Genomic DNA, 22,803 nt, shown 5'->3' with positions numbered 1-22,803 from the left:
AGAAATCAGCGTGCTTGCGGGTCTTGTAGCGCTGCACCTGTTGAAGTTTATCGAGTTTGAAATTTTGCTGACGGTCGGGATGGTCGTGGTTGCTTCATTTTTAATTCCCTCGCTAGTCGCCATTAGATCTGGCCGTAAGGCAGCGGAGGTCCGTCATGGCTGACCGCGCTCCCGCACCCGACACCCCCGAACTGCGCGAGCGGTGGGGTGGCTTCGTCTGGACCGATGAAAACGCCGAGAAGGCGCGCACCTTCGTGTCGCGTTATCCCGAAGGGCGGCAGAAATCGGCGGTGATGCCCCTGCTCGACCTCGCCCAGCGCCAGGTCGGCGCGGAGACCAATACGCAAGGGTGGCTACCGCTGCCGGTGATCGAATACATCGCCGAATACCTCGACATGCCGGTGATCCGCGTGCTCGAGGTCGCGACCTTCTACACCATGTACAACCTTGCGCCGGTCGGCCGCTTCCACGTCCAGGTTTGCGGCACCACGCCGTGCATGCTGCGCGGCTCGGACGATATCCTCGAGGCCTGCTACAAGCGCGGCATGGTGAAGGGCAGCACGTCGGAAGACGGGCTGTGGACGCTCACCGAAGTCGAATGCATGGGCAATTGCGCCACCGCGCCGATGGTCCAGATCAACGACGGCAATTACGAGGACCTGACCCCCGAGCGGCTCGACGCCGTGCTCGATGCGCTGGCCGCCGGCAAGCAGCCGAAGGAAGGCACGCAGGAGCCGGGGCGTCATACCTCTGAGCCTTCTGGCGGGCCGACCACGCTCAAGGAAATGGTCGACGCGAACCACGATTACCGGAGCGAATGGTAATGGAAATCGGCACGATCATCGTCGCGCTGATCCTGATCTGGATCGCGTGGAAGGTCCTGATGGGCATCGTCAAGTTCGGCGCAATCGCGCTGATCGTCGTCGCGGCGATCTATTTCCTCTCGCAAGGGGGCGCTTTCTGATGCTCGCCGATAAGGATCGCATCTTCACCAACCTGTACGGCTTCCAGGACTGGGGGCTGAAGGCGGCGCAGGCGCGCGGCGACTGGGACGATACCAAGTCGCTGATCGCGCGCGGCCACGATGCCATCATCGAGGAAATCAAGACTTCGGGCCTGCGCGGCCGTGGTGGCGCAGGCTTCCCCACGGGCCTCAAATGGTCGTTCATGCCGAAGGAATCGAAGGACGGTCGTCCGAGCTTCCTCGTCATCAATGCCGACGAATCCGAGCCCGGTTCGTGCAAGGACCGCGAAATCATCCGCCACGATCCGCACAAGCTGATCGAAGGCGCCTTGGTCGCGGGCTACGCAATGCGCGCGAGGGCCGCCTACATCTACATTCGCGGCGAGTACATTCGCGAGGCGGAGGTGCTGCAGAAGGCGATCGACGAGGCCTATGACGCGGGCCTGATCGGCAAGAACGCGGCCAAGTCGGGCTACGATTTCGACGTGTTCCTGCATCGCGGCGCGGGCGCCTACATCTGCGGTGAAGAAACCGCGATGATCGAAAGCCTCGAAGGCAAGAAGGGCCAGCCGCGCCTCAAGCCGCCGTTCCCGGCGGGCGCGGGCCTCTATGGCTGCCCGACCACGGTCAACAATGTCGAGAGCATCGCGGTGGTCCCGACCATCCTGCGGCGCGGCGGCGAGTGGTTCGCCGGCTTTGGCCGCGAGGGAAATGCCGGTACCAAGCTGTTCCAGATCAGCGGGCACGTCGAAAAGCCCTGCGTGGTCGAGGAAGAGATGAGCATTCCGTTCAAGGACCTCATCGAAAAACATTGCGGCGGAATTACCGGCGGTTGGGACAATCTCCTCGCAGTGATTCCAGGTGGTTCCTCGGTCCCGCTGGTCCCCGCCGAGCAGATCATGGACTGCCCGATGGATTTCGACGGGCTCAAGGAAGTCGGGTCCGGCCTCGGCACCGCGGCGGTGATCGTGATGGACAAGTCGACCGACATCGTCCGTGCGATTTCGCGCATCAGCTATTTCTACAAGCACGAGAGCTGCGGCCAGTGCACGCCTTGCCGCGAAGGCACGGGCTGGATGTGGCGCGTGATGGAGCGCTTGCGCGTCGGCCAGAGCAGTCGCGAAGAAATCGACATGCTCTACGAAGTGACCAAGCAGGTCGAAGGTCACACGATCTGTGCGCTTGGCGATGCCGCAGCGTGGCCGATCCAGGGCCTGCTCAAGCACTTCCGGCCCGAGCTCGAACGTCGCATCGACGAACACGCCGAATTCACGAAGGAAGCCGCGGAATGATCCGGCTGCTCCTTTCCCTGCTTGTCGCGCTTTCGCTCGCGCTTCCCGCGCAGGCGCAGCAGCGTGCGCGGATGGACCGCAATGTCGAGCGCCAGCGCGCCGCGGTCGAGGCGTGGACGACCTGCATCGCGGACGAGCAGGAAGAGACCGCCCGGCGTCTGCTGGCGATGGATTTCCGCACCGACGAATACCGCGACGGACTGACCGAACTCGCCAAGACGCGCGTTTCGGAGAAGTGCTTCAGCGCGATGCCGCGCGCCTATCGCCGGATCGAACTCGGCGGGTTGCCGTTCGCCGGGGGCCTCGCCGAGCGCCTGATCGAGCAGGGCGAGACCCCGCTGCTGACCCGACTCAACTATGCCGCTGCGGGCACCGAAGCCGCTACCTATGGACGCAGCGACGCGATGGCGATGTGCATGGTGCGCGGTGCGCCGCACCTCGTCGCCGTGCTGTTCGACACGAAGATCAACGCGCCCGAGGAATTGCAGGCGATCGCGGCGTTGATGCCGATCGCCGATGCCTGCCTGCCCAAAGGCCAAGGCCTCGAAGGCTCGCCGCTGGGGTTGCGCTCGATCCTCGCCACGGCCGCGTTCCGGCTGCTGGCGGCGCATGACGGGGAGGGCGCATCGTGATCCTTCGCACGAGCCTTGCGCTGGCGCTTGCCGCGTTGGCGGCCCAGCCCGCAGCCGTTTCGGCCCAGGACGCCGCCGAGATCGAGGGCGAGCAGCAGGTCGGTACGCGGTTCCTGCAAGAACCGGAAAGCGTCGAGGCCGGCCGCGCCCGCCAGATGCAGAAAGTCGTCGCGCGGTGTTCGTTCAGTCGCAACAAGGAAGAGACGACCGAACTGCTCGCCAAGAGCGATTTCTTCCAGATCGATTACGACGCGCTCGATACCGACGCCGAAGAGGTGTTCGAGGACTTCAATATCGATGATTGCATCGGTCGTGCCATGCGCCAGAGCGAATTCAAGATGTACATGCAGTTCCCGCACCGCACGATGCGCAACCTGTTGGCCGAAGAAGCCTATCTCCATTATCAGCGCGATCCGATTGCGGGCGACCTGCTCGAGCCGGAACAGCTCGGCAATCGCTATCGGATGGCGCGCTTCTATCCGCCGACCCAAGCGATTTTCGAGACCGGAGACTGCATCAGCAGCACTGCGCCCGAAACCGCACACGCGCTGCTCGACAGTCGTCCGACCTCGGATGAAGAGAGCGAAGCATTCGCCGACCTCATGCCCGTCTTCGAGAAGTGCATGAAATCCAGTGAGACCGAAGTGAAATTGCAGATTTCCATCGTCCGGCAACTGGTTGCCGACGCCATGTGGGCGCGCATGCACTATGCGCCGCTCCGGGCTGAAAGCGGCCGAAGCGGCGGTGTGGAAGGAGCGACGGAATAATGCCCAACGTCACCGTCGACGGAACCGAAATCGAAGTCCCGGAGGGCGCCACCGTCCTCCAGGCGTGCGAGCTTGCGGGCAAGGAAATCCCGCGTTTCTGCTATCACGAGCGGCTGAGCATCGCCGGCAATTGCCGCATGTGCCTGGTCGAGGTGAAGCCCGGACCGCCCAAGCCGCAGGCGAGCTGCGCGCTGCCCGCGACCGAAGGGCAGGAAATCCGCACCGACAGCGAAATGGTCAAGAAGGCGCGCGAAGGGGTGATGGAGTTCCTGCTCATCAACCACCCGCTCGATTGCCCGATCTGCGACCAGGGCGGCGAATGCGACCTGCAGGACCAGGCGATGGCCTATGGCCGCGGTTACACGCGCTATGACGAGAACAAGCGCGCGGTGACCGAGAAATACATGGGCCCGCTGATCAAGACGATCATGACCCGCTGCATCCACTGCACCCGCTGCGTGCGCTTCTCCGAGGAAGTGGCCGGGGTCGACGAAATCGGCGCGCTCTATCGCGGCGAGAACATGCAGATCACCACCTATCTCGAGCAGGCGGCCGAGCACGAACTGTCGGCCAACGTGATCGACCTGTGCCCGGTCGGCGCGCTGACTTCGCGCCCCTATGCCTACGAAGCCCGACCGTGGGAGCTCAAGAAGACGCTCTCGATCGACGTTTCGGACGCGATGGGATCGAACATCACGCTGTGCTCGCGCGGTCGCGAAGTGCTCCGCGTGCTCCCGCGGATCAACGACGAGGTCAACGAGGAGTGGATCACCGACAAGGCGCGCTACCAGGTCGACGGCCTCCAGCGCCGCCGCCTCGACAAGGTGTTCCTGCGCAAGCGGGGCAAGCTGGTCGAGGGTAGCTGGGACGAGGCGTTCAAGGCGATCGCCAAGGCCAAGCCGGGCAAGAGCATCGCCGCGATCGCGGGCGACATGGTCGATTGCGAGACGATGTTCGCGGCCAAGGCGCTGGTCAAGGCGTCGGGCTCCGATCTCGTGGAAAGCCGCCAGACCGGGATGGATTACCCGACCGGCAACCTCGCCGCGGTCAATTTCAACACCAGCTTTGCCGAGATCGAGAATGCCGATGCGGTCCTGATCGTCGGCAGCAATCTGCGCACCGAAGCCGCGCTGCTCAACGTGCGGATCCGCAAGGCGGTGAAGCGCGGCGCCAAGGTGTTCGTGGTCGGGCCCGAATGGGAAACGACCTATCCGGCCGAATTCCTCGGCGACGACGTCTCGGTTCTCGGCAAGCTGCCGAAGGCCGTCACCGACGCGTTCAAGGATGCCGAGCGTCCGGCGCTGATCCTCGGGGCAGGGGGCCTTGCCGCCGGTGCATACGACAGCGCGCTCGGCCTGGTCGAGACCCTCGGTCTCGTGAAAGACGGATGGAACGGTTTCAACGTCGTCCACACCGCCGCCGCGCGGATGGGCGCGCTGATGCTCGGCTTCGCGCAGGACGGCGGAATAGCCGATATCGCCAAGGCCAAGCCCAAACTCGTGCTCGCGCTGGGTGCCGACGAAGTCGATTGGGAGCCGTTCGCCGACAGCCTCAAGGTCTATATCGGCCACCACGGCGACAAGGGCGCGCATGCGGCGGATATCATCCTGCCTGCAGCGAGTTACGCGGAAAAGCCGGGAAGCTACGTGAACACCGAAGGTCGTGTGCAATTCGCCGACAAGGCGGTGTTCGCCCCGGGTGATGCACGCGAGGACTGGACGATCCTGCGGGCGCTGGCCGATGCGCTGAAAGTGAAGGTCGGGTTCGACAATTTCGCCCAGCTTCGCGCCGCGATGACCGAGGAAGTCCCCGCGCTCGCGGTCGAAGGCCTCGCCGATTACGGTTCGCTTCCCAAGACGGGCAAGGCGGCGAAGGCGGAAGGCAAAATTGCCTACCCGATCGCCGATTTCTACCTCACCAACCCGATTGCGCGCGCCTCGACCACGATGCAGCGCTGCTCGGCCGAACTGATCCACGGCGAAGACGTGCGGGAGGCCGCGGAATGACCGAATTCTTCCAATCCCTCGGCATGACCTACGAATGGGCGTGGTTCGTCGCGACCATCGCCGGGATCCTGCTGATCGCACTGCCGCTGATGCTCGCGGTCGCGATGATCATCTATGTCGACCGCAAGGTCTGGGCCGCGATCAATTTGCGGCGCGGGCCCAACGTGGTCGGGCCGTTCGGACTGCTGCAGAGCTTCGCCGACGGGCTGAAGGTGTTCCTGCAGGAAACCATCATCCCGAGCGCGGCGAACAAGGGCCTGTTCCTGATCGCGCCCATCATCACCTTCACCGTGGCGCTGATCGCCTGGGCGGTGATCCCGTTCAATTCGGGCGCGGTGCTGGCGGACATCAATGTGGGCCTGCTCTACATTTTCGCGGTCAGCTCGCTGGGCGTCTACGGCGTCGTGATCTCGGGCTGGGCGTCGAACTCGAAATACCCGTTCTTCTCCTCGATGCGCGCCGCCGCGCAGATGATTTCCTACGAGGTCTCGATCGGCTTCATCATCGTCTGCGTCGTGCTGTGGGCGGACAGTTTCCACCTCAACACCATCATCGAGGCGCAGCGCGGCCATGGCCTGGGCTTCATCAACGGCTTCATCGCGAACCCGCTGCTGTTCCCGCTGTTCTTCATGTTCTTCATCTCGGCGCTGGCCGAGACGCAGCGCGTGCCGTTCGACCTGACCGAGGCCGAAAGCGAGCTCGTCGCCGGCTACCAGACCGAATATTCCTCGATGAGCTTTGCGCTGTTCTGGCTCGGTGAATACGCCAACATCCTGCTGATGTGCGCGCTCACCGCAATCCTGTTCTTCGGTGGCTGGCTGCCCCCGTTCGATTGGGAGCCGCTCTACCTCGTGCCGGGCTTCGTCTGGTTCTTCCTCAAGATTTTCTTCTTCTTCTTCTGCTTCAGCTGGGTGATGGCGACCGTGCCGCGCTATCGCTACGACCAGCTCATGCGCCTGGGCTGGAAAGTCTTCCTGCCCCTGTCGCTGCTGTTCGTCGCCGTGATCTCGGGCTGGCTGATGTTTACCCGTTACGGAGGTGTCGCATGAGCACCGTCGCGCACCTGATCAAATCCTTCACCCTGTGGGAGTTCGTCAAGGCCCACTGGCTGACGCTGAAGTACTTCTTCAAGCCGAAGGTGACGATCAACTACCCCTACGAGAAGAACCCGATCTCCCCGCGTTTCCGCGGCGAGCACGCGCTGCGCCGCTATCCCAATGGCGAGGAGCGCTGCATCGCGTGCAAGCTGTGCGAGGCCGTCTGCCCCGCGCAGGCGATCACGATCGAGAGCGAACCGCGCGAAGATGGCAGCCGCCGCACCACGCGCTACGACATCGACATGACCAAGTGCATCTACTGCGGCTTCTGCCAGGAAGCCTGCCCGGTGGATGCCGTGGTCGAAGGGCCGAACTTCGAATACGCGACCGAAACGCGCGAGGAGCTGCTCTACGACAAGGCGAAACTGCTGGCGAACGGGGACAAGTGGGAGCGGGCGATCGCCGCGAACCTTGAAGCCGATGCGCCCTATCGCTAGGCGCGCGCAGGACTGATCGGGACCCAGATGATCCATACAATCGCCTTCTACCTGTTTGCCGCCATGGTCATCGCTTCCGCGATGATGGTGATCTTCGCGCGCAACCCGGTGCACTCCGTGATGTGGCTGATCCTGTCGTTCTTCAATGCGGCGGGCCTGATGGTGCTCGTGGGTGCCGAGTTCATCGCGATGCTGCTCGTCATCGTCTATGTCGGCGCGGTCGCGGTGCTGTTCCTGTTCGTCGTAATGATGCTCGACATCGACTATGCCGAAATGCGCGCCGGCTTCATGCGCAACATGCCGCTGGGCCTGCTGATCGCGCTGATCCTGCTGGCCGAGATCGTGCTCGGCATCGGCGCCTATCGTACCGGCGCGATCGAGCTCGGCACGCCTGACGGCACCGGCGCGGCGCCGCTCGGCGCGAGCAATATCGAGGCGATCGGATCGCTGATGTTCACCCGCTACGTGTTCCTGTTCGAGGCTGCCGGCATCATCCTGCTCGTCGCCATGATCGGCGCGATCGTGCTGACCCACCTGGGCTCGGGCCCGGCGCGCGGACAGCAGAACGTCAGCCGCCAGAATCGCCGCCGTCCCGAAGAGGCGACGCGCAACGTCACACCCGAGATCGGCAAGGGGATCGAGCTATGATCGGTGTCGAACACTATGTCGTCGTTGCCACGATCCTGTTCGTGCTCGGCGTGCTGGGCATCTTCATCAACCGCAAGAACGTGATCGTCATCCTGATGTCGATCGAGCTCATGCTGCTCGCCGTGAACATCAACCTCGTCGCCTTCAGTGCCTTCCTCGGCGACCTGACGGGGCAGGTTTTCGCGATGTTCGTGCTCACCGTCGCCGCCGCAGAGGCCGCGATCGGGCTTGCGATCCTCGTCGTCTTCTTCCGCCGCCGCCGCACCATCGCGGTCGACAGCGTCAGCCAGTTGCAGGGATAGGCACTTGTCCTCCTCGATCCTGATCATCGTATTCCTGCCCCTGCTCGCGGCGATCGTCGCCGGGCTGGGCAACCGCATGCTGGGCAATTTCGTGTCCAAGCTGGTCACCACCGGCGCGCTGTTCGTCGCCTGCGCGCTGAGCTGGCCGATCTTCCTCGGCTTCGTCGGCGGGACCGCCACGTCCGAAGTCGTGCCGGTGCTGCAATGGGTCCAGTCCGGCACCATGTCGTTCGACTGGGCGCTGCGCGTCGACACGCTGACCGCGGTGATGCTGGTGGTGATCACCACCGTCTCGGCGCTCGTCCACCTCTATAGCTGGGGCTACATGGACGAAGATCCGGACCAGCCGCGGTTCTTCGCCTATCTCTCGCTCTTCACCTTCGCCATGCTGATGCTGGTGACTGCCGACAATCTCGTCCAGATGTTCTTCGGCTGGGAAGGGGTGGGCCTCGCGAGCTACCTGCTGATCGGTTTCTGGTTCAAGAAACCCTCGGCCAACGCCGCCGCGATCAAGGCCTTCGTGGTCAACCGCGTGGGCGACCTCGGCTTCATGCTCGGCATCTTCGGGACGTTCCTCGTCTTCGGCACGCTGTCGATCCCCGAAATCCTCGAAGCGGCACCGGGCATGGCGGGCAGCACGGTCGGCTTCTTCGGCGCGACCGTCGACACGATGGACCTGCTCTGTATCCTCCTGTTCATCGGCGCGATGGGGAAATCGGCGCAGCTCGGCCTCCACACCTGGCTGCCCGACGCGATGGAAGGTCCGACCCCGGTCTCCGCGCTGATCCACGCCGCGACGATGGTCACCGCGGGCGTGTTCATGGTCTGCCGCCTGTCGCCGATGTTCGAGGCCGCGCCGACCGCGCTCGCGCTCGTCACCTTCGTCGGTGCCGCGACCTGCATCTTTGCCGCCACCGTCGGCACGACGCAGTGGGACATCAAGCGCGTCATTGCCTATTCGACCTGCTCGCAGCTGGGCTACATGTTCTTCGCCGCGGGCGTTGGCGCATACGGCGTGGCGATGTTCCACCTGTTCACCCACGCCTTCTTCAAGGCGCTGCTGTTCCTCGGCGCGGGGTCGGTGATCCACGCGATGCATCACGAACAGGACATGCGCTATTACGGCGGCCTGCGTAAGGAAATCCCGTTCACCTTCTGGGCGATGATGTTCGGCACGCTCGCGATCACCGGCGTCGGTGTCTATCACCTCCATGTCGGTTTTGCGGGCTTCTGGTCGAAGGACGCGGTGCTCGAGGCCGCTTTCGGTCGCGGGACCGAGCTCGGCCAGGTCGCGTTCTTCCTCGGCGCGCTCGCCGCGCTGCTGACCAGCTTCTACAGCTGGCGCCTGATGTTCCTGACCTTCTGGGGCAAGCCGCGCTGGGCCGCGTCCGAGCACATTTCGCACGCGGTGCATGACGGTCACGACGACAGCGAGGACCACAACCCGCCCAAGCAGGAAGACGCGGGCGAGGACGTGACCCATTCGGTGCCATCGCCGGCCTATGGCGCGGGCACGGGCGGCTATCACCCGCACGAAAGCGGGCTGACCATGCTGATCCCGCTCGGTATCCTCAGCCTCGGTGCGATCTTCGCCGGCCAGTTCTTCGCCGGGCCGTTCATCGACGACGCCGCGTTCTGGGGCGAGAGCATCTTCTACAACGAGAACCTCGTCCACGCGCTCCACGCAGTGCCGTACTGGGTCAAGTACACCCCGCTGGTGGTGATGCTGGTCGGCCTGTTCTTCGCCTGGCTCGCCTATCTCAAGGACACCACGATCCCGGCGACCTTCGTCAAGCAGTTCCGCCTGTTGCACGCCTTCCTGTTCAACAAGTGGTACTTCGACGAGGTTTACGACAAGATCTTCGTGAAGCCGGCTTTCTGGCTGGGCCGCAAGTTCTGGAAGATCGGCGATGAAGGCATCATCGACCGCTTCGGCCCGAACGGTGCCGCCTCGGCGGTGATGCGTGGCTCGGGCGTCGCCCGACGCGTGCAGTCCGGTTCTCTCAACCTCTACGCCCTCGTGATGCTGGCCGGCCTCGTCGCCGCGATCAGCTGGATCATCTCCCAGGGGGCGAACTGACATGGACGGTTTTCCCATCCTTTCGCTGATGCTTCTCGTGCCGCTGGTCGCGGCGATCGCCTGTTTGCTGGTCGACGCGAAACTCGCGCGCATGATCGCGCTGGTCGCCACGCTGATCGATCTCGCGCTGGGCGTGGTGCTGTGGCTCAATTTCGATATCGGCGGAGCGCAGTGGCAGTTCACCGAGCGGCAGGAGCTGTTCGCGGGCTTCTCCTACGCGCTCGGGATCGACGGGATCGCACTGGTGCTGATCGCGTTGTCGGTCTTCCTGATGCCGATCTGCATCCTCGCCAGCTGGGAATCGATCACCACCCGCGTGGGCGAATACATGGCGGCGTTCCTGATCATGGAACTGCTGATGATCGGCGTGTTCTGCGCGCAGGACCTGTTCCTGTTCTACATCTTCTTCGAGGCCGGCCTGATCCCGATGTACCTGATCATCGGCGTGTGGGGCGGGGCGAACCGGATCTACGCCAGCTACAAGTTCTTCCTCTACACGCTGCTCGGTTCGGTCCTGATGCTGATCGCGATGTTGTGGATGGTGAACGTCGCCGGCACCACCGACATCCCGACGTTGATGCAGTACGATTTCGCGGCCGACGCCCAAACCTGGCTGTGGCTCGCTTTCTTCGCCAGCTTCGCGGTGAAGATGCCGATGTGGCCGGTCCACACCTGGTTGCCCGATGCGCACGTCCAGGCGCCGACCGCGGGCTCGGTCATCCTCGCGGGCGTTCTCCTCAAGATGGGCGGCTACGGCTTCATCCGCTTCAGCCTGCCGATGTTCCCCGATGCGAGTGCGCAGTTCGCGATGCTGATCTACGTCCTCTCGGTGATCGCGGTGATCGCGACCTCGTTGATCGCGCTGGTGCAGCAGGACATGAAGAAGCTGATCGCCTATTCCTCGGTCGCGCATATGGCGATCGTCACGGTCGGCCTTTTCGCATTCAATCCGCAGGGCCTCGAAGGCGCGATGATCCTGATGCTCAGCCACGGTCTCGTTTCGGGGGCGCTGTTCCTGTGCGTAGGCGTGATCTACGACCGGCTGCATACGCGCGAGATCGACCGCTATGGCGGGCTATCGATCAACATGCCGTACTACGCGGTGTTCTTCCTGCTGTTCACCATGGCGAGCATCGGCTTGCCGGGGACCAGCGGCTTCGTCGGCGAATTCCTCAGCCTTGCGGGCATCTGGCAGGTTTCCGCATGGGTCACCGCCGCCGCGACCACCGGCATCATCCTCGGCGCCGGTTACATGCTCTATCTCTATCGCCGCGTCGCCTTCGGCACGCAGCGCAATGAAGACGCCGCCGCCATGCCCGATCTCAACGCCCGCGAGTGGATCATGCTCGCTCCCATCGCCGCCGCGGTGCTGTGGATGGGCGTCTATCCCGAAAGTTTCCTTGCCCCGATGCGCCAGGACATCGCCGCGCTCGATGCGCGCCTCGAACGCGTGACGCCCGATTACGACAGTAACGCCACCGCAGGGGAGGGCCGCCCGGCTGCCAATGCGATGCCGCATGTCGAAGCAGGGGAGGCGCACTGATGGACCTCCAGTCTTCCCTCCAGGTCGTCCTCCCAGAGATCATCCTCGCGGTCGCCGGCGTCGCCATGCTGATGATCGCGGCTTTCGTGGGCGACAAGGCGAGCCGCCTCGTTTCGATCGTCGGCGTGTCGGTGCTTACCGCAGTAGCGATCATCACCGCGTTCCAGATGACCGGCGACACGCTCGGTCGCGAAGCCTTCGGCGGCCAAATCCGCGCAGATGCCTTTGCCGGCTTTGCCAAGATCCTCGCGATCGTCGCTGCGATCGTGACGCTGGTGGTCAGTCCCGCCTTCTTCGAGCGCGTGGCCAAGATGCGCGCCGAATTCCCGATCCTGATCGTGTTCGCGGTGCTCGGCATGTCGATCATGGTCTCTGCGCGCGATCTGATCTCCTTCTATGTCGGCCTCGAGCTCAACAGCCTCGCGGCCTATGTGATGGCTTCGTTCCTGCGCGACGACGACCGTTCGACCGAAGCGGGCGTGAAGTATTTCGTCCTCGGCGGGCTGGCCTCGGGCATCCTGCTGTTCGGCATGAGCCTGCTCTATGGCTTCTCGGGCGGTACATCCTACGAAGCCGTGCGTCTCGCGGGCATGGACGGAGGAAGCATCGGTTACGTTTTCGGGCTGACCTTCGTGCTCGTCGGCCTGGCCTTCAAGATCTCTGCCGTCCCGTTCCACATGTGGACCCCCGACGTCTATGAGGGTGCACCCACCCCGACGACCGGCTTCTTCGCCACCGCGCCCAAGGTCGCCGCGGTCGCGGTGCTCGCTCGGATCACGGTTGAAGCCTTCGGTAGCCAGCTGACCGCGTGGCAGCCGATCGTCATCACCGCCGCGCTGCTCTCGATCCTGTGGGGCGCCCTGGGCGCGATCGGGCAGACCAACATCAAGCGCCTGCTGGCCTATTCCTCGATCAACAATATCGGCTTCCTTCTGATCGGCCTCGCCACCGGGACGCTAGCGGGTGTTTCCGCCATGCTCGTCTACCTCGCGATCTACGTCGCGATGGTCGCTGGCTCGTTCGTCGCGGTCATGATGCTCAAGGACGCGGACGGCATGCCGGTCGAGGATATCGACGCGATCAAGGGCCTGTCGAAGACCCGTCCGATGATCGCGCTGGCGCTCATGATGTTGATGTTTAGCCTCGCGGGGATCCCGCCGCTGTTCGGTTTCTGGGGCAAGTTCGTGGTGTTCCAGGCCGCGGTCCAGGCCGACCTCATCATCCTCGCCGCGATCGGTATCGCCGCGAGCGTGATCGGCGCGTACTACTACATCAAGATCGTCAAGCTGATGTATTTCGACGAGCCGGCGGACGTGATCACCGGCAAGAGCGAGACCAGCTACGGCGTGGTCCTCGCGATCTGCGCGCTGGTGATCTCCCCGCTTGGATATTTGCTGACGATCCCGCTCGGCGATTGGGCGGACCGCGCGGCCGCCGCTCTGACCGCCTTCGTCTGATCTCTTGATCCACTACGTCGCAGAGACCGGCTCGACCAATTCCGACTTGGCCGCGCGCCTCGCTGCGGGCGAGCGCGTGCCCGAGGGCGACTGGCTGGTTGTGGACCGCCAGTCAGCCGGGCGCGGACGGCAGGGAAGGGCGTGGAACGACGGCGCGGGCAATTTCATGGGCTCGACGGTGATCCATCCCACACCGCACGATCCGCCCCGCAACACGCTCGCGCTGCTCGCCGGAGTGGCGCTCCACGAAGTGGTCGGCGAACTCGTCCCGCCGCCCGCCAAGGTGCAACTCAAATGGCCCAACGACCTGATGGTCGGCGGTGCCAAGATGGCGGGTATCCTGCTCGAAGGGACGGGCGATGCGGTGGTGCTCGGGATCGGTGTGAACCTCGCTCAGGCGCCCGAACTGCCCGACCGCGAAACCATCGCCATGGCACAATTCGGTCCCGCGCCCGATCGCGACACCTTCGCCGAGCGCCTCGCCGCGCAATGGAAGGCCGATCTCGAACGCTGGCGCACTTACGGCCTCGCCCCGCTGGTCAATCGGTGGGAGGCTGCCGCGCACCCCAAAGGCACCCGCCTTGCTGCCGAAATAGCCGGGGAAGGGCGCATCGCCGGCACTTTCGATGGTTTGACCGAAGAGGGCGCGGCACGGCTGCGCTTGGATAATGGCGAGGTCCGTGCCATCCACGCCGGCGAACTCAGCTACGCCTGATCCGGCCAACAGACGGAATCCACCAATGTTACTCGCCATCGATGTCGGAAACACCAATGCGGTCTTCGCGCTTTACGAAGGCCGCGAACAGCGCACGCGCTGGCGCATCGCCACAGACCCGCGCCGCACGGGCGATGAATATGCGGTGTGGCTGATGCAGCTGCTCGCGCTCGAAGGGTTCGACAAGTCGGCGATCCACGCGATCATCATCGGCACCGTGGTGCCGCGCGCGATCCACAACCTTACCGTGCTGTCGCAGAAATATTTCGGGGTCGAACCGATGGTCGCGGGCGAGGGGGCGGCCGCATACGGCTTCGATGTTGATGTGGACGAACCGCGAAGCCTCGGCGCCGATCGCGCGCTCAACACGATCGCCGCGCACGACAAATATGACGGCGATTTGGTGGTGATCGATTTCGGCACCGCGACAACCTTCGACGCAGTCGACTTCAACGGCGCCTACAAGGGCGGGATCATCGCGCCGGGCATCAATCTCTCGCTCGACGCGCTGGTGGGGAATACCGCCAAGCTGCCGCGGATCGCGATCGAGAAACCGCGCGACGCCAGCGTGATCGGCCGCAACACCGAGGACCAGATGCTGATCGGAGTGTTCTGGGGTTATGTCGCGATGATGGAAGGACTTGTTGCCCGCATGAAGGAAGAAATCGGCCGCCCCGCCAAGGTCGTCGCCACCGGCGGCCTCGCTATCCTGTTCGACGAGGCGACCGACCTGTTCGACGCGGTCGATGCCGGGCTCACGCTCGACGGGCTCGCGATCCTCGCGGAAAGGGCGCTGGCGGCATGAAACCGAAGAAGGACGAACTCCTGTTCCTCGCGCTCGGCGGGTCGGGCGAGATCGGCATGAACGTCAATCTCTACGGCACCGACGGCAAGTGGCTGATGGTCGATCTCGGCATGACCTTCTCGGGCCAGCAATATCCGGGCGTCGACCTCGTCTTCGCCGATCTCGAATTCATCGAGGAACGCCGTGAGGACCTCGTCGGAATCGTGCTCACGCACGGACACGAGGATCATATCGGGGCGATCCCCTATTTCGCCGACGAGCTCGGCGTGCCGCTCTACGCAACCCCGTTCACCGCGCGGTTGATCCAGGAAAAGCTCGAAGAGGCCGGGATCGTCGACGAGGTCGAGTTGAACGTGGTCGACGATCTCGAGCGGTTCGAGCTCGGCCCGTTCGGGGTCCAGTACGTCCCGCTCGCGCATTCGATCGCCGAGGGCAATGCGCTGCTGATCGACACGCCGCATGGCCGCATTTTCCACACCGGAGACTGGAAGCTCGACGAGGAGCCCGTCGTCGGGGTTCCGACGAGCGAAGAAGAACTGCGCGCTATCGGCGCGGATGGCGTGCTCGCGCTGGTGTGCGATTCGACCAATGTGTTCGATACCAAGGCGTCCGGTTCGGAAGGCGGGGTGCGCAGGGCCCTCGACGAGGAAATCCTTCGTCACAAGGGCAAGCGCGTACTGATCACGACCTTCGCCTCCAACGTCGCGCGGATGGAGACCTTGGGCGAGGTCGCGCGTGACACCGGGCGCCAGTTGTGCGTCGCGGGGCGCTCGCTCGACCGCATCATCCGCATCGCACAGGCGAGCGGCTACCTGAAGAATTTCCCCGAGACGGTCGACTGGGATACCGCGATGGGCCTCCCGCGCGGCGAAGTGATGATCATCGCCACCGGAGGGCAGGGCGAACCGCGCGCCGCGCTCTCGCGCATCGCCGATGGCAGTCACCCGATCTCGCTCGAGGCGGGCGACGTGATCCTGTTCTCGAGCCGCCAGATCCCGGGCAACGAGATCGCGATCGGCGCGGTGATGAACAAGCTCGCCGGCGACGGCATCGAAATGGTCACCGCGAACCAGGCCGCAATCCACGTGTCAGGACACCCGGGGCGGCCCGATCTGGAAGCACTTTATGAGTGGATCGATCCCGAGATCATCGTTCCGGTGCATGGCGAGATGCGCCATATCGTCGAGCACGCGCGCCTGGGCAAGGACCGCGGCATCCGCCACCAGGTGGTGCAATCGAACGGCGACGTCGTACGCCTTGCTCCCGGCAAACCCGGCAAGATCGGGGTGGAGCGCAGCGGGCGGCTGATCCTCGATGGCGACATTATCGCTCCAGCGGACGGCGAGAGCATCGTGATGCGTCGTCGCCTCGCCGAATCGGGTATCGTCATCGTCGCGCTCGACGGCAAGGACGCGCGGGTCAGCGCGATCGGCCTGCCGCTGGAGGAAGACATGGAGGACTTCCTCGACGAAGCTCGCAACGATGTGCTGGCCGCGCTGCGCAAGCTCAAGGGCGGGAAGGCGCGCGATCCCGAACAGCGCCGCGAAGCTGCACGCCTTGCCGCGCGCCGCGCCGCCAAACGCTGGTCGGGCAAGAAACCGCAGGTCGAGGTACTGGTCTAGAAATGCAGTTTACCTCCGCCCTCGCGATCTATTTCCTGTTCTGGGTGCTGACCGGGCTCGCGATGCTGCCGTTCGGCTTCGAACCCGTTCCGCGCGACGATCCCGATTATGTCCCCGGGCAGGCCGAAAGCGCACCACGACACTTCCGCCCGCGCCGCGTGATCCTGCGCACGACGATCGTCGCCACCGCGCTGTTCGCGCTGTTTTTTCTCAATTACGAGATGGGCTGGATCGGGATCGAGGATGTCGACATCAGCCGCCTCGTGACTCCGCCCGAATAGCCGGTCAGCTGCGCAGGCGCTCGATTGCCTGCGCCAGCGCGACGTATAGCTTGCCCATGTCCGAACTGAGCAGGGTCACGCCGAGTGCGTGGCCGTCGCGGGTCGAAAGCAACTGGCGCAGCATGTTCTCGAAATCGTGGATGTAGCGCGCGACGTCTTCGCGGAAACCGGCATCTTCCTCGTAGAGATCGGCCACCTCGCGTGCATCGCCGCTGTCGAGCAGGCGTACTGCGCGGCGGGTGAAGATTCCGCGATCGCCCTTTAGGTAGGAGGACCAGGCGGTGTCGGCGACATCGGCCGACAGTGCCTTGGCGATATCGATGCTCGAGGAATTGAGACTCTCGGTTATGAGCGCGGCGCGGCGCGAGAAGTCATTGTCGACCTGTTCCTCGGCGCGCTGGTGGGCGCGCGCTATGCGGCGTTCGAGGTTGCCGGTGAGCTCGTCGATCTTGGCGAGCTGGTCTCGTAGCTGAAGCGTGGCTTCACGGCTGCGTTCAGCCGCCTTGGTCGTGGCTTCGTCGAGCGCGCCGGCGGTGGCGTCGATCTTGGTGCGCAATTCGCGCTCGATCGCGTCGCCGCTCGCGGCACCGATCTTCTCGGCCCAGCGCTGGAGACCTTCGCCGCCATCGTTTTCGATCTGGGCCAGCGCCGCCGAATTGGCTTCGCGGAGTGCTTCGAGCGAAACCGACAGCTCTTCGCGGGCGTGCGCGGCGAGCGTCTCGCTCTTTTCCTGCAACCGATCGAATTCGAGCGCGATGTTCGCGAGCCGCTCGGCCTGGTCGCTGGTCCCTTTGTCGAGCGCGCCGCTGGTCTTTTCGAATTCGGCGAGCAGGCCGGCAAGGCGCGCCTGCGATTTCTCGAGGTCCTCGACGAGGGACGCACCGTCGCGCCCGGCCTGCGAAACGCGCTGGTTGATCTGGCTGGCGCGCTCCTCGAGCAGCAGGAGCGCCTGTTCGCTCTCGACGAGCGCCTTGGGCAGGTCTTGGCTCCCGTGATCGGCCGTAGCGCGAACGAGTTCGAGCAGCCGCACCGTGGTATCGGTGAGGGTGCCGAGAAGCCCGTCGGTCTCGCGCAGGCTCGCATCGGTCGCGGCAAGTCGCTCGCCGGCGCGGGCGAGCGCGTGATCGAGTGTTTCGCCTGCTTCGCTGCCGGTTTCCCTCGCCCGACCGGCAGCTTCGGTGAGCTCGTCGATCCGGGCCGCGAGCGCTTCGGACAGGTCGCCTGTTTCGCGGACTCTCGCCTCGTGGGCGGCGCGCCGTTCCTCGAGCTCGCCGTCGAGCGCGGCCAGGCGGGCCTGGAGCGTGTCTATCGACGCGAGATTGTCGGCTTCCGCAGCTTCGCGGCGCCGCGCGAGCTCGCTGTCGAATTCCTCGTTCGCGCGCGCTGCGTCGCCGAGCAGCGCGCCGTGTTCCTCGCGCATGGTGGCGATCCGGCCCGCCGCGGGCTGGATCACGCCTTCGTCGAGGCCCGCCAATTCGTCGAGCGCATCCTTGATCTGCTCGCCCACGGCGGACCAGCGCTGGCGCAGCGAGGCGAGCGCCTCGATTTCTTCCTGTTCGAACTTGATCCGGGCCGCGCCGACATTGTCGCTGAGCTTGTTGTAGCGTTCGGCCAGCGCTTCGCCGGTCTCGTGCGTGGCGGCGGCGAACTCTTCCATCGCCTCGCCGACGCGTTCGCGCAGGCGTTCGACCTGCGTTTCGCTGGCTTCGCCGAATTCGTTGACCCGCTTGAGCCCCTCGACCATCTCGTCGAGCTGTGCGCGCGCGGTTCGCCCGGCCTGCGCGATATTGTTGGTGACGTCCTTGGTCGAGCTCGCAATGACGGGCAGGTTGCCGCGCAGGCTCTCCATGTTTTCCAAGGCATTCGCGCTGACATCCGAGAGTCTTTCGACCTCGCGCCCATTGTCCGAGATCAGTTCCTCGAGGCGGCCCGAATGCTCGCCGATCCGATCAACCGCGAGCCGTCCGAGCGTTTCGAGCTCGCGCGATTGCTGGGCGAGGAATTCGCGCGCGACGCTGAGCTCGCCGTTGACGTGGTGGAGCCGCGCCTCGAGCTGTTCGCTCTCGACCCGGAGGACCTGCGCTGCCTCGGCGAAGCGTTTCGCCTCGCGGCGGCTCGTCCGCAAGGCCAGCAGCCAGGCGAGCGCGATCACGATGACCGGCGGCGCCCAGCTTCCGACCAGTTCGATCGCTTCGAGCGGGGTCACACCGGCGATCGCACTGCGGTGAGCCCAGCCGAAGAATGCCGTCCAGCCGAGAATGGCGAGGGTCGCGAGCGTGGGCGCAATCCATCCACCGCGCAGGGCTGGAACAGCCTCCTCCTCGTACTCGGCGTAATATTCGCCTTCGAAGAGCGGATCGTCCTCTTCGTTCTCGGCCCCGTTTTCGCTTTCGCTATCGGGAGTTACGGTTTCGGCGTCCTGCTGTTCGGAGGCGTCGTTTTCGATCGAGACGAGACGGGTGCGTTTCATGATTTCCACAATGTATCACCAAGCAGCTGTGGATAAATAGCCTGTTAACCAAAAGGATCGGGTGCGTGTATTCTATGCCACGCTCGGGCACGCCCGCCCTGACCTGACGGAGGATCGATCGCCTGTGCGGTTCGCGCTGATATCGCTCGAAGAGCCGGCCAACGGCGCTGACGGCTCGCTCCGCGTGGCGGGGCGCGCGATCTATCGCTGGCAGGCCGAGATGGCGCTGGCCTGCGGCTGCGAGCGGGTGTTGTGCTGGGCCCCGCAGGAAATCGCCGCTCCGCTCGCGCTACAGAAGGAAGTCGAGGGCAGGGGCTCGCGGTTCCAGCCGGTGGGCGATCTCCACCGGCTCGCCCGGATCGTCGGACCGGGCGACGAATTGCTGGTCTTTTCCCCGGGTCTGATGATCGAGGAGGATCGTCTCGCCGGTTTCGTCGAGGACGGGCACGGCATTGCGACGATCCCGGCGCGAGAAGGGGGCGAGGACGGCTTCGACCGGATCGACCTGACCCGGCTCGCCGCCGGGCTGATGTTCCTCCCCGGAAACCTCGTCGCGCGGCTCGCCGACCTGCCCGAGGATTGCGAGCCGGGTGGCAGCCTGCTGCGGATCGCGCTCCAATCGGGCATTCCGACGCGGGCGGTGCCCGAAAGCGGCGAAGAAGCGAACGCCTACACGATCGTGCGCAGCGAGATCGACGCCAAGGCAATTGAGGCCGGCTGGTTCGAGCGCGACTGGAAGCGCACCAGCGGCCCGCGCAACCGGCTTTCGCGCTTCGTCACCGACCTGATCGGAAAGCGGGCTGCGCATGACGAGCGCGGGCCCGGGCTCGCGCTCGGCGCGGTGGCGCTCGGGACGCTGACGACCTGCGCGCTCGCGATCGGCGGTTATGCCGGCGGCTCGCTCGCCGCGCTCGGGGTCACGGCGCTTGCGGGCGACACCTATCGGCGGCTGCGCGCGCTGTCGCGAGCGCGCTCGAGGAAGCCGCGACGGCGCTTCGCTGCTTGGCCGGGACTGTTCATCGACATCCTGCTCGCGGGGATCCTCGTCATGGCGCTCGACGGTTGGCGTGAGGCGCCGCTCGACCGTGTGTTCCTCGGGGTGGCGCTGGTGCTGTCGCTGCGGCTCGCCGATCGCGATTGGGGGGCGACGCTGGTCGACCGTCCGGTGGTTGCCGCCATTCTCGGTATATCGACTATTTTCAGTGCCTTGCTGCCCGTCACCCAGGTCCTGATGCTCGCATGCCTGGCGCTGGCGCTTCATTATGGGACGCGCGGCGACAACTAACGGGCGCTTAACCAGCGGAGTGCTATCGCGCGACAATGAGCGAGGAGACTCTCACCACTGGCGCAAACGGGACCGTGTCCGACGAGCTGCGCGGCGCGCTGCAGCGCTGCGACCAGGCGCTCAGTTCCTCGGCTCCGGTGCTGCGGCACTTGGTGGCCAATAGCGAGAGTTCGCTTTTCCACGAGGAAGTGCTCGCCCGCGTGCGCGGCATGCTCGACCACCTCGGGACCCAGATGCTCCGGCGGTATCTCGACACCGCGGGCCATGCGAATGACGAACCGATCCCGCTCGACCGGCTCGATGCGCTCGTCACCGCGCTGGCGGAAGACCAGGACCTGCTCTCGCACCTCCACGCACTCTCGATCGAATGGCGGCTCGCCCAACGGTTCGCCGAGCGGCGCTCGACAGAGCTTGTGCTGACCCCGCTGGTCAAGGAGCTGGTCGGGTCCGACAAGCCCGAGACCGCGCGGCTCGCGATGGCCTTCCTGACCGCGCAGGCGCGCTTCGCCCAGCATGCACGGCGCATGCAGGTCGAACTCGGCGAGCTGCCCGGAGAATTGCTCAATTTCTGTCTCACCAGCCTGCGCAAGGCGGTCGATCGTCAGGCCGATTCGCGCCGCCACGTGCAGCTGGCGATCCGTTCGGTCCAGGATTCATACGACGAAGGCCATACCCGCCACGGGGTCGGAAATTTGCTCGTCTATGACGACGCCACCCGCGATGCCGCGCTCGATCCCGAACAGGCGGGCATCGCGCTGTTCGTCACCGCGCTGGCGCGGGCGAGCGGGGTATCGCGCGACAATGCAACGCTCGGCGTGGCCGAGGGGCAGGCGCCGCGCCTGGGCCTTATGTTGCGCGCAGCCGGACGCGATCGCCAGCAGGTCGAACGCACGGTCCTGCTGATCCATCCCGACGCCCGCCTTCCGGAAGGCCTCGGCGAAATCGACCAGCACAGCGCGCTCAAGCTGCTCGGCGGCAATGCGCGGGGAGTCGCCGGCAAATGAACGCACCGGGCAAGACCGCCGCCAAGGCTTTCAGCGATCGCCGGGACCGGCTCGTTTCGGCCGAGGAGCCGCTGGCGAGCCTGCAATTCAATTGCGGGGGCACTATCCCCGGCACGATCGCGATCCCCTCGCTGCTCGAATCGGTCCGCAAGGCGCGCGAATACGGGCTCAAGATCGCGCGCACGATGCAGGCGCAGGACGACCACGAGGCGATCACCGCCTGGATCGAGCTGACCCCGCTCGAGGATGGCTGCGAGATCTGTGTCCGCAACTGGCAGGCGATGCCATTCGAAGCCGATGGAGACGCTTCGGGAGAAGGCGCGCCCCACGCCGCCGACCGCGCGCTCGCCGATTTCACCGCGATCCTCGATGCCGAGCAGAACATCGTCGCCGCCGAGAGCGAGGCGCGCGACCTCACACCGCTGCTCAAGAGTATGGCCCGCGCGCAAGGCGAGCGTTGGAGCAAGTTCGTGCGGATCGAAGGGCTCGACGATCGCGCCAAATTGCATTGGCGCCTGCTGGACGGCGCGCAATGCATGGTCGAAGGGTCGGAGCGGAAGTGGACGATCGGACTCTACCCCCGGCGTACCCCGGTCGGCGATCTCGCCGGATTCGAGCTGACGCTCACCGCCGATCGCCCGCTCGACCGGAGCGTGCGCGCGGGCGATGACCCCGACGAGGCGGTCGATCACATGATCGCGCGCGACGTCGCGCCGGCGCTGCGTCAGCCGCTCGCGCGGATCATCGCCAACGCCGAGACCATCCGCGCGCGGCTCGCAGGTCCGCTACCCGACCAGTACAGCGATTACGCGGGCGATATCGCGTCTGCCGGCCAGCACCTGATGGCGCTGCTCGACGACCTGTCGGACCTCGAAATCGTCGAAGCGGCGGATTTCCGCACCGCGCCCGACCGGATCGATCTCGCCGACGTCGCGCAGCGCGCCGCGGGTATCGTCGGCGTGCGCGCGCGCGAGAAGGACATCGCGCTCGTGGGGCCCGACACCACCGAACGCGTGCCCGCGACCGCCGAGTTCCGCCGCGTGCTCCAGATCCTGCTCAATTTGATCGGCAACGCGATCCGCTACGCCCCCCAGGGCTCGCAGGTGCGGATCGAGCTCGACCAGGGTGACGGCAAGGCGCGAGTCCACGTCGTCGACGAGGGCCAGGGCATTCCCGCCAACAAGCGCGAGAAGATTTTCGACAAGTTCGAACGGCTCGGCCGTTCGGGCGACGGCGGTTCGGGGCTCGGGCTCTATATCTCGCGCAAGCTCGCGCGGGCGATGGGCGGCGAACTCGCCGTGACCAGCAGCGACGGGGAGGGCGGGCGCTTCACGCTGACCCTGCCCTCCGCCGCCGGTTAGGAGTAGCGCCGGGGCGCCACCAACGGCGCCCAGGT

General features: G+C 65.2%; 21 protein-coding genes. 20 read left to right on the top strand and 1 reads right to left on the bottom strand.

Annotated elements, in window-relative coordinates; genetic code table 11:
- The first annotated feature begins 155 nt into the window (after positions 1 to 155).
- Genes IEW49_RS05870 through IEW49_RS05790 form a run of 17 tightly spaced genes read left to right on the top strand, consistent with a single transcriptional unit; the run spans position 156 to position 16,648 of the window.
- On the top strand, positions 156 to 824 hold the full coding sequence (locus tag IEW49_RS05870; protein ID WP_188641806.1) for a complex I 24 kDa subunit family protein: 669 nt from the start codon (positions 156 to 158) through the stop codon (positions 822 to 824).
- A complete protein-coding gene (locus IEW49_RS05865; protein ID WP_188641805.1) occupies positions 818 to 964 on the top strand; it encodes a hypothetical protein in 147 nt (48 codons plus the stop codon). The genes IEW49_RS05870 and IEW49_RS05865 overlap by 7 nt, the downstream gene beginning before the upstream one ends.
- Entirely contained in the window at positions 964 to 2,256 is a 1,293-nt protein-coding gene (nuoF, locus tag IEW49_RS05860; protein ID WP_188641804.1) for an NADH-quinone oxidoreductase subunit NuoF, read from the top strand. Before IEW49_RS05865 ends, nuoF begins: the two co-directional genes overlap by 1 nt.
- The gene (locus IEW49_RS05855) at positions 2,253 to 2,888 is read left to right on the top strand and encodes a hypothetical protein (protein WP_188641803.1); all 636 of its coding nucleotides are present in this window, start codon (positions 2,253 to 2,255) and stop codon (positions 2,886 to 2,888) included. Before nuoF ends, IEW49_RS05855 begins: the two co-directional genes overlap by 4 nt.
- Positions 2,885 to 3,655: a hypothetical protein gene (locus tag IEW49_RS05850; RefSeq protein ID WP_188641802.1), complete on the top strand. Its 771-nt coding sequence runs from the start codon at positions 2,885 to 2,887 to the stop codon at positions 3,653 to 3,655. The genes IEW49_RS05855 and IEW49_RS05850 overlap by 4 nt, the downstream gene beginning before the upstream one ends.
- On the top strand, positions 3,655 to 5,661 hold the full coding sequence (gene nuoG / locus IEW49_RS05845; RefSeq protein ID WP_188641801.1) for an NADH-quinone oxidoreductase subunit NuoG: 2,007 nt from the start codon (positions 3,655 to 3,657) through the stop codon (positions 5,659 to 5,661). The genes IEW49_RS05850 and nuoG overlap by 1 nt, the downstream gene beginning before the upstream one ends.
- Positions 5,658 to 6,710, top strand: coding sequence for an NADH-quinone oxidoreductase subunit NuoH (gene nuoH, locus IEW49_RS05840; RefSeq protein WP_188641800.1), 1,053 nt, complete (start codon positions 5,658 to 5,660; stop codon positions 6,708 to 6,710). Before nuoG ends, nuoH begins: the two co-directional genes overlap by 4 nt.
- A complete protein-coding gene (gene nuoI, locus IEW49_RS05835; RefSeq protein ID WP_188641799.1) occupies positions 6,707 to 7,195 on the top strand; it encodes an NADH-quinone oxidoreductase subunit NuoI in 489 nt (162 codons plus the stop codon). The genes nuoH and nuoI overlap by 4 nt, the downstream gene beginning before the upstream one ends.
- Before the next feature lie 27 nt (positions 7,196 to 7,222).
- Entirely contained in the window at positions 7,223 to 7,843 is a 621-nt protein-coding gene (locus IEW49_RS05830) for an NADH-quinone oxidoreductase subunit J (RefSeq protein ID WP_188641798.1), read from the top strand.
- A complete protein-coding gene (gene nuoK, locus IEW49_RS05825) occupies positions 7,840 to 8,145 on the top strand; it encodes an NADH-quinone oxidoreductase subunit NuoK (RefSeq protein ID WP_188641797.1) in 306 nt (101 codons plus the stop codon). Before IEW49_RS05830 ends, nuoK begins: the two co-directional genes overlap by 4 nt.
- Before the next feature lie 4 nt (positions 8,146 to 8,149).
- Entirely contained in the window at positions 8,150 to 10,225 is a 2,076-nt protein-coding gene (gene nuoL, locus IEW49_RS05820; protein WP_188641796.1) for an NADH-quinone oxidoreductase subunit L, read from the top strand.
- A 1-nt stretch (position 10,226) separates the two neighbouring features.
- Positions 10,227 to 11,768 carry an NADH-quinone oxidoreductase subunit M gene (locus IEW49_RS05815; RefSeq protein ID WP_188641795.1) on the top strand — a complete coding sequence of 514 codons (1,542 nt, stop codon included), beginning with the start codon at positions 10,227 to 10,229 and terminating at the stop codon, positions 11,766 to 11,768.
- Positions 11,768 to 13,225 (top strand): NADH-quinone oxidoreductase subunit NuoN, encoded by a 1,458-nt coding sequence (nuoN, locus tag IEW49_RS05810; protein WP_188641794.1) that lies wholly within the window; start codon positions 11,768 to 11,770, stop codon positions 13,223 to 13,225. The genes IEW49_RS05815 and nuoN overlap by 1 nt, the downstream gene beginning before the upstream one ends.
- 4 nt (positions 13,226 to 13,229) lie before the next feature.
- Complete coding sequence (locus IEW49_RS05805) at positions 13,230 to 13,940, top strand: biotin--[acetyl-CoA-carboxylase] ligase (RefSeq protein ID WP_188641793.1); 711 nt, start codon at positions 13,230 to 13,232, stop codon at positions 13,938 to 13,940.
- A 25-nt stretch (positions 13,941 to 13,965) separates the two neighbouring features.
- Positions 13,966 to 14,745 (top strand): type III pantothenate kinase, encoded by a 780-nt coding sequence (locus IEW49_RS05800; RefSeq protein WP_188641792.1) that lies wholly within the window; start codon positions 13,966 to 13,968, stop codon positions 14,743 to 14,745.
- Positions 14,742 to 16,367 (top strand): ribonuclease J, encoded by a 1,626-nt coding sequence (locus tag IEW49_RS05795; protein ID WP_188641791.1) that lies wholly within the window; start codon positions 14,742 to 14,744, stop codon positions 16,365 to 16,367. Before IEW49_RS05800 ends, IEW49_RS05795 begins: the two co-directional genes overlap by 4 nt.
- A 2-nt stretch (positions 16,368 to 16,369) precedes the next feature.
- On the top strand, positions 16,370 to 16,648 hold the full coding sequence (locus IEW49_RS05790; protein WP_188641790.1) for a DUF1467 family protein: 279 nt from the start codon (positions 16,370 to 16,372) through the stop codon (positions 16,646 to 16,648).
- A gap of 4 nt (positions 16,649 to 16,652) precedes the next feature.
- Here the strand turns inward: IEW49_RS05790 and IEW49_RS05785 are convergent, their stop codons facing one another.
- The gene (locus IEW49_RS05785) at positions 16,653 to 19,118 is read right to left on the bottom strand and encodes a coiled-coil domain-containing protein (protein WP_188641789.1); all 2,466 of its coding nucleotides are present in this window, start codon (positions 19,116 to 19,118) and stop codon (positions 16,653 to 16,655) included.
- A 61-nt stretch (positions 19,119 to 19,179) separates the two neighbouring features.
- Here IEW49_RS05785 and IEW49_RS05780 point away from each other — a divergent pair, with 61 nt between their 5' ends.
- From IEW49_RS05780 to IEW49_RS05770, 3 genes are read left to right on the top strand one after another with little or no spacing between them, the layout of a single operon-like run.
- Positions 19,180 to 20,403, top strand: coding sequence for a hypothetical protein (locus IEW49_RS05780; protein ID WP_188641788.1), 1,224 nt, complete (start codon positions 19,180 to 19,182; stop codon positions 20,401 to 20,403).
- 35 nt (positions 20,404 to 20,438) lie between these two features.
- A complete protein-coding gene (locus IEW49_RS05775; RefSeq protein WP_188641787.1) occupies positions 20,439 to 21,407 on the top strand; it encodes a hypothetical protein in 969 nt (322 codons plus the stop codon).
- Positions 21,404 to 22,768, top strand: a complete 1,365-nt coding sequence (locus IEW49_RS05770; RefSeq protein ID WP_188641786.1) for a sensor histidine kinase — start codon at positions 21,404 to 21,406, stop codon at positions 22,766 to 22,768. Before IEW49_RS05775 ends, IEW49_RS05770 begins: the two co-directional genes overlap by 4 nt.
- Positions 22,769 to 22,803 lie beyond the last annotated feature (35 nt).

Origin of the sequence: Pseudoblastomonas marina, from assembly GCF_014641655.1 — a bacterium.
GTDB classification, from domain to species: Bacteria; Pseudomonadota; Alphaproteobacteria; order Sphingomonadales; family Sphingomonadaceae; genus Alteriqipengyuania_A; species Alteriqipengyuania_A marina.
This window is presented reverse-complemented; position numbering and strand designations above follow the sequence as displayed.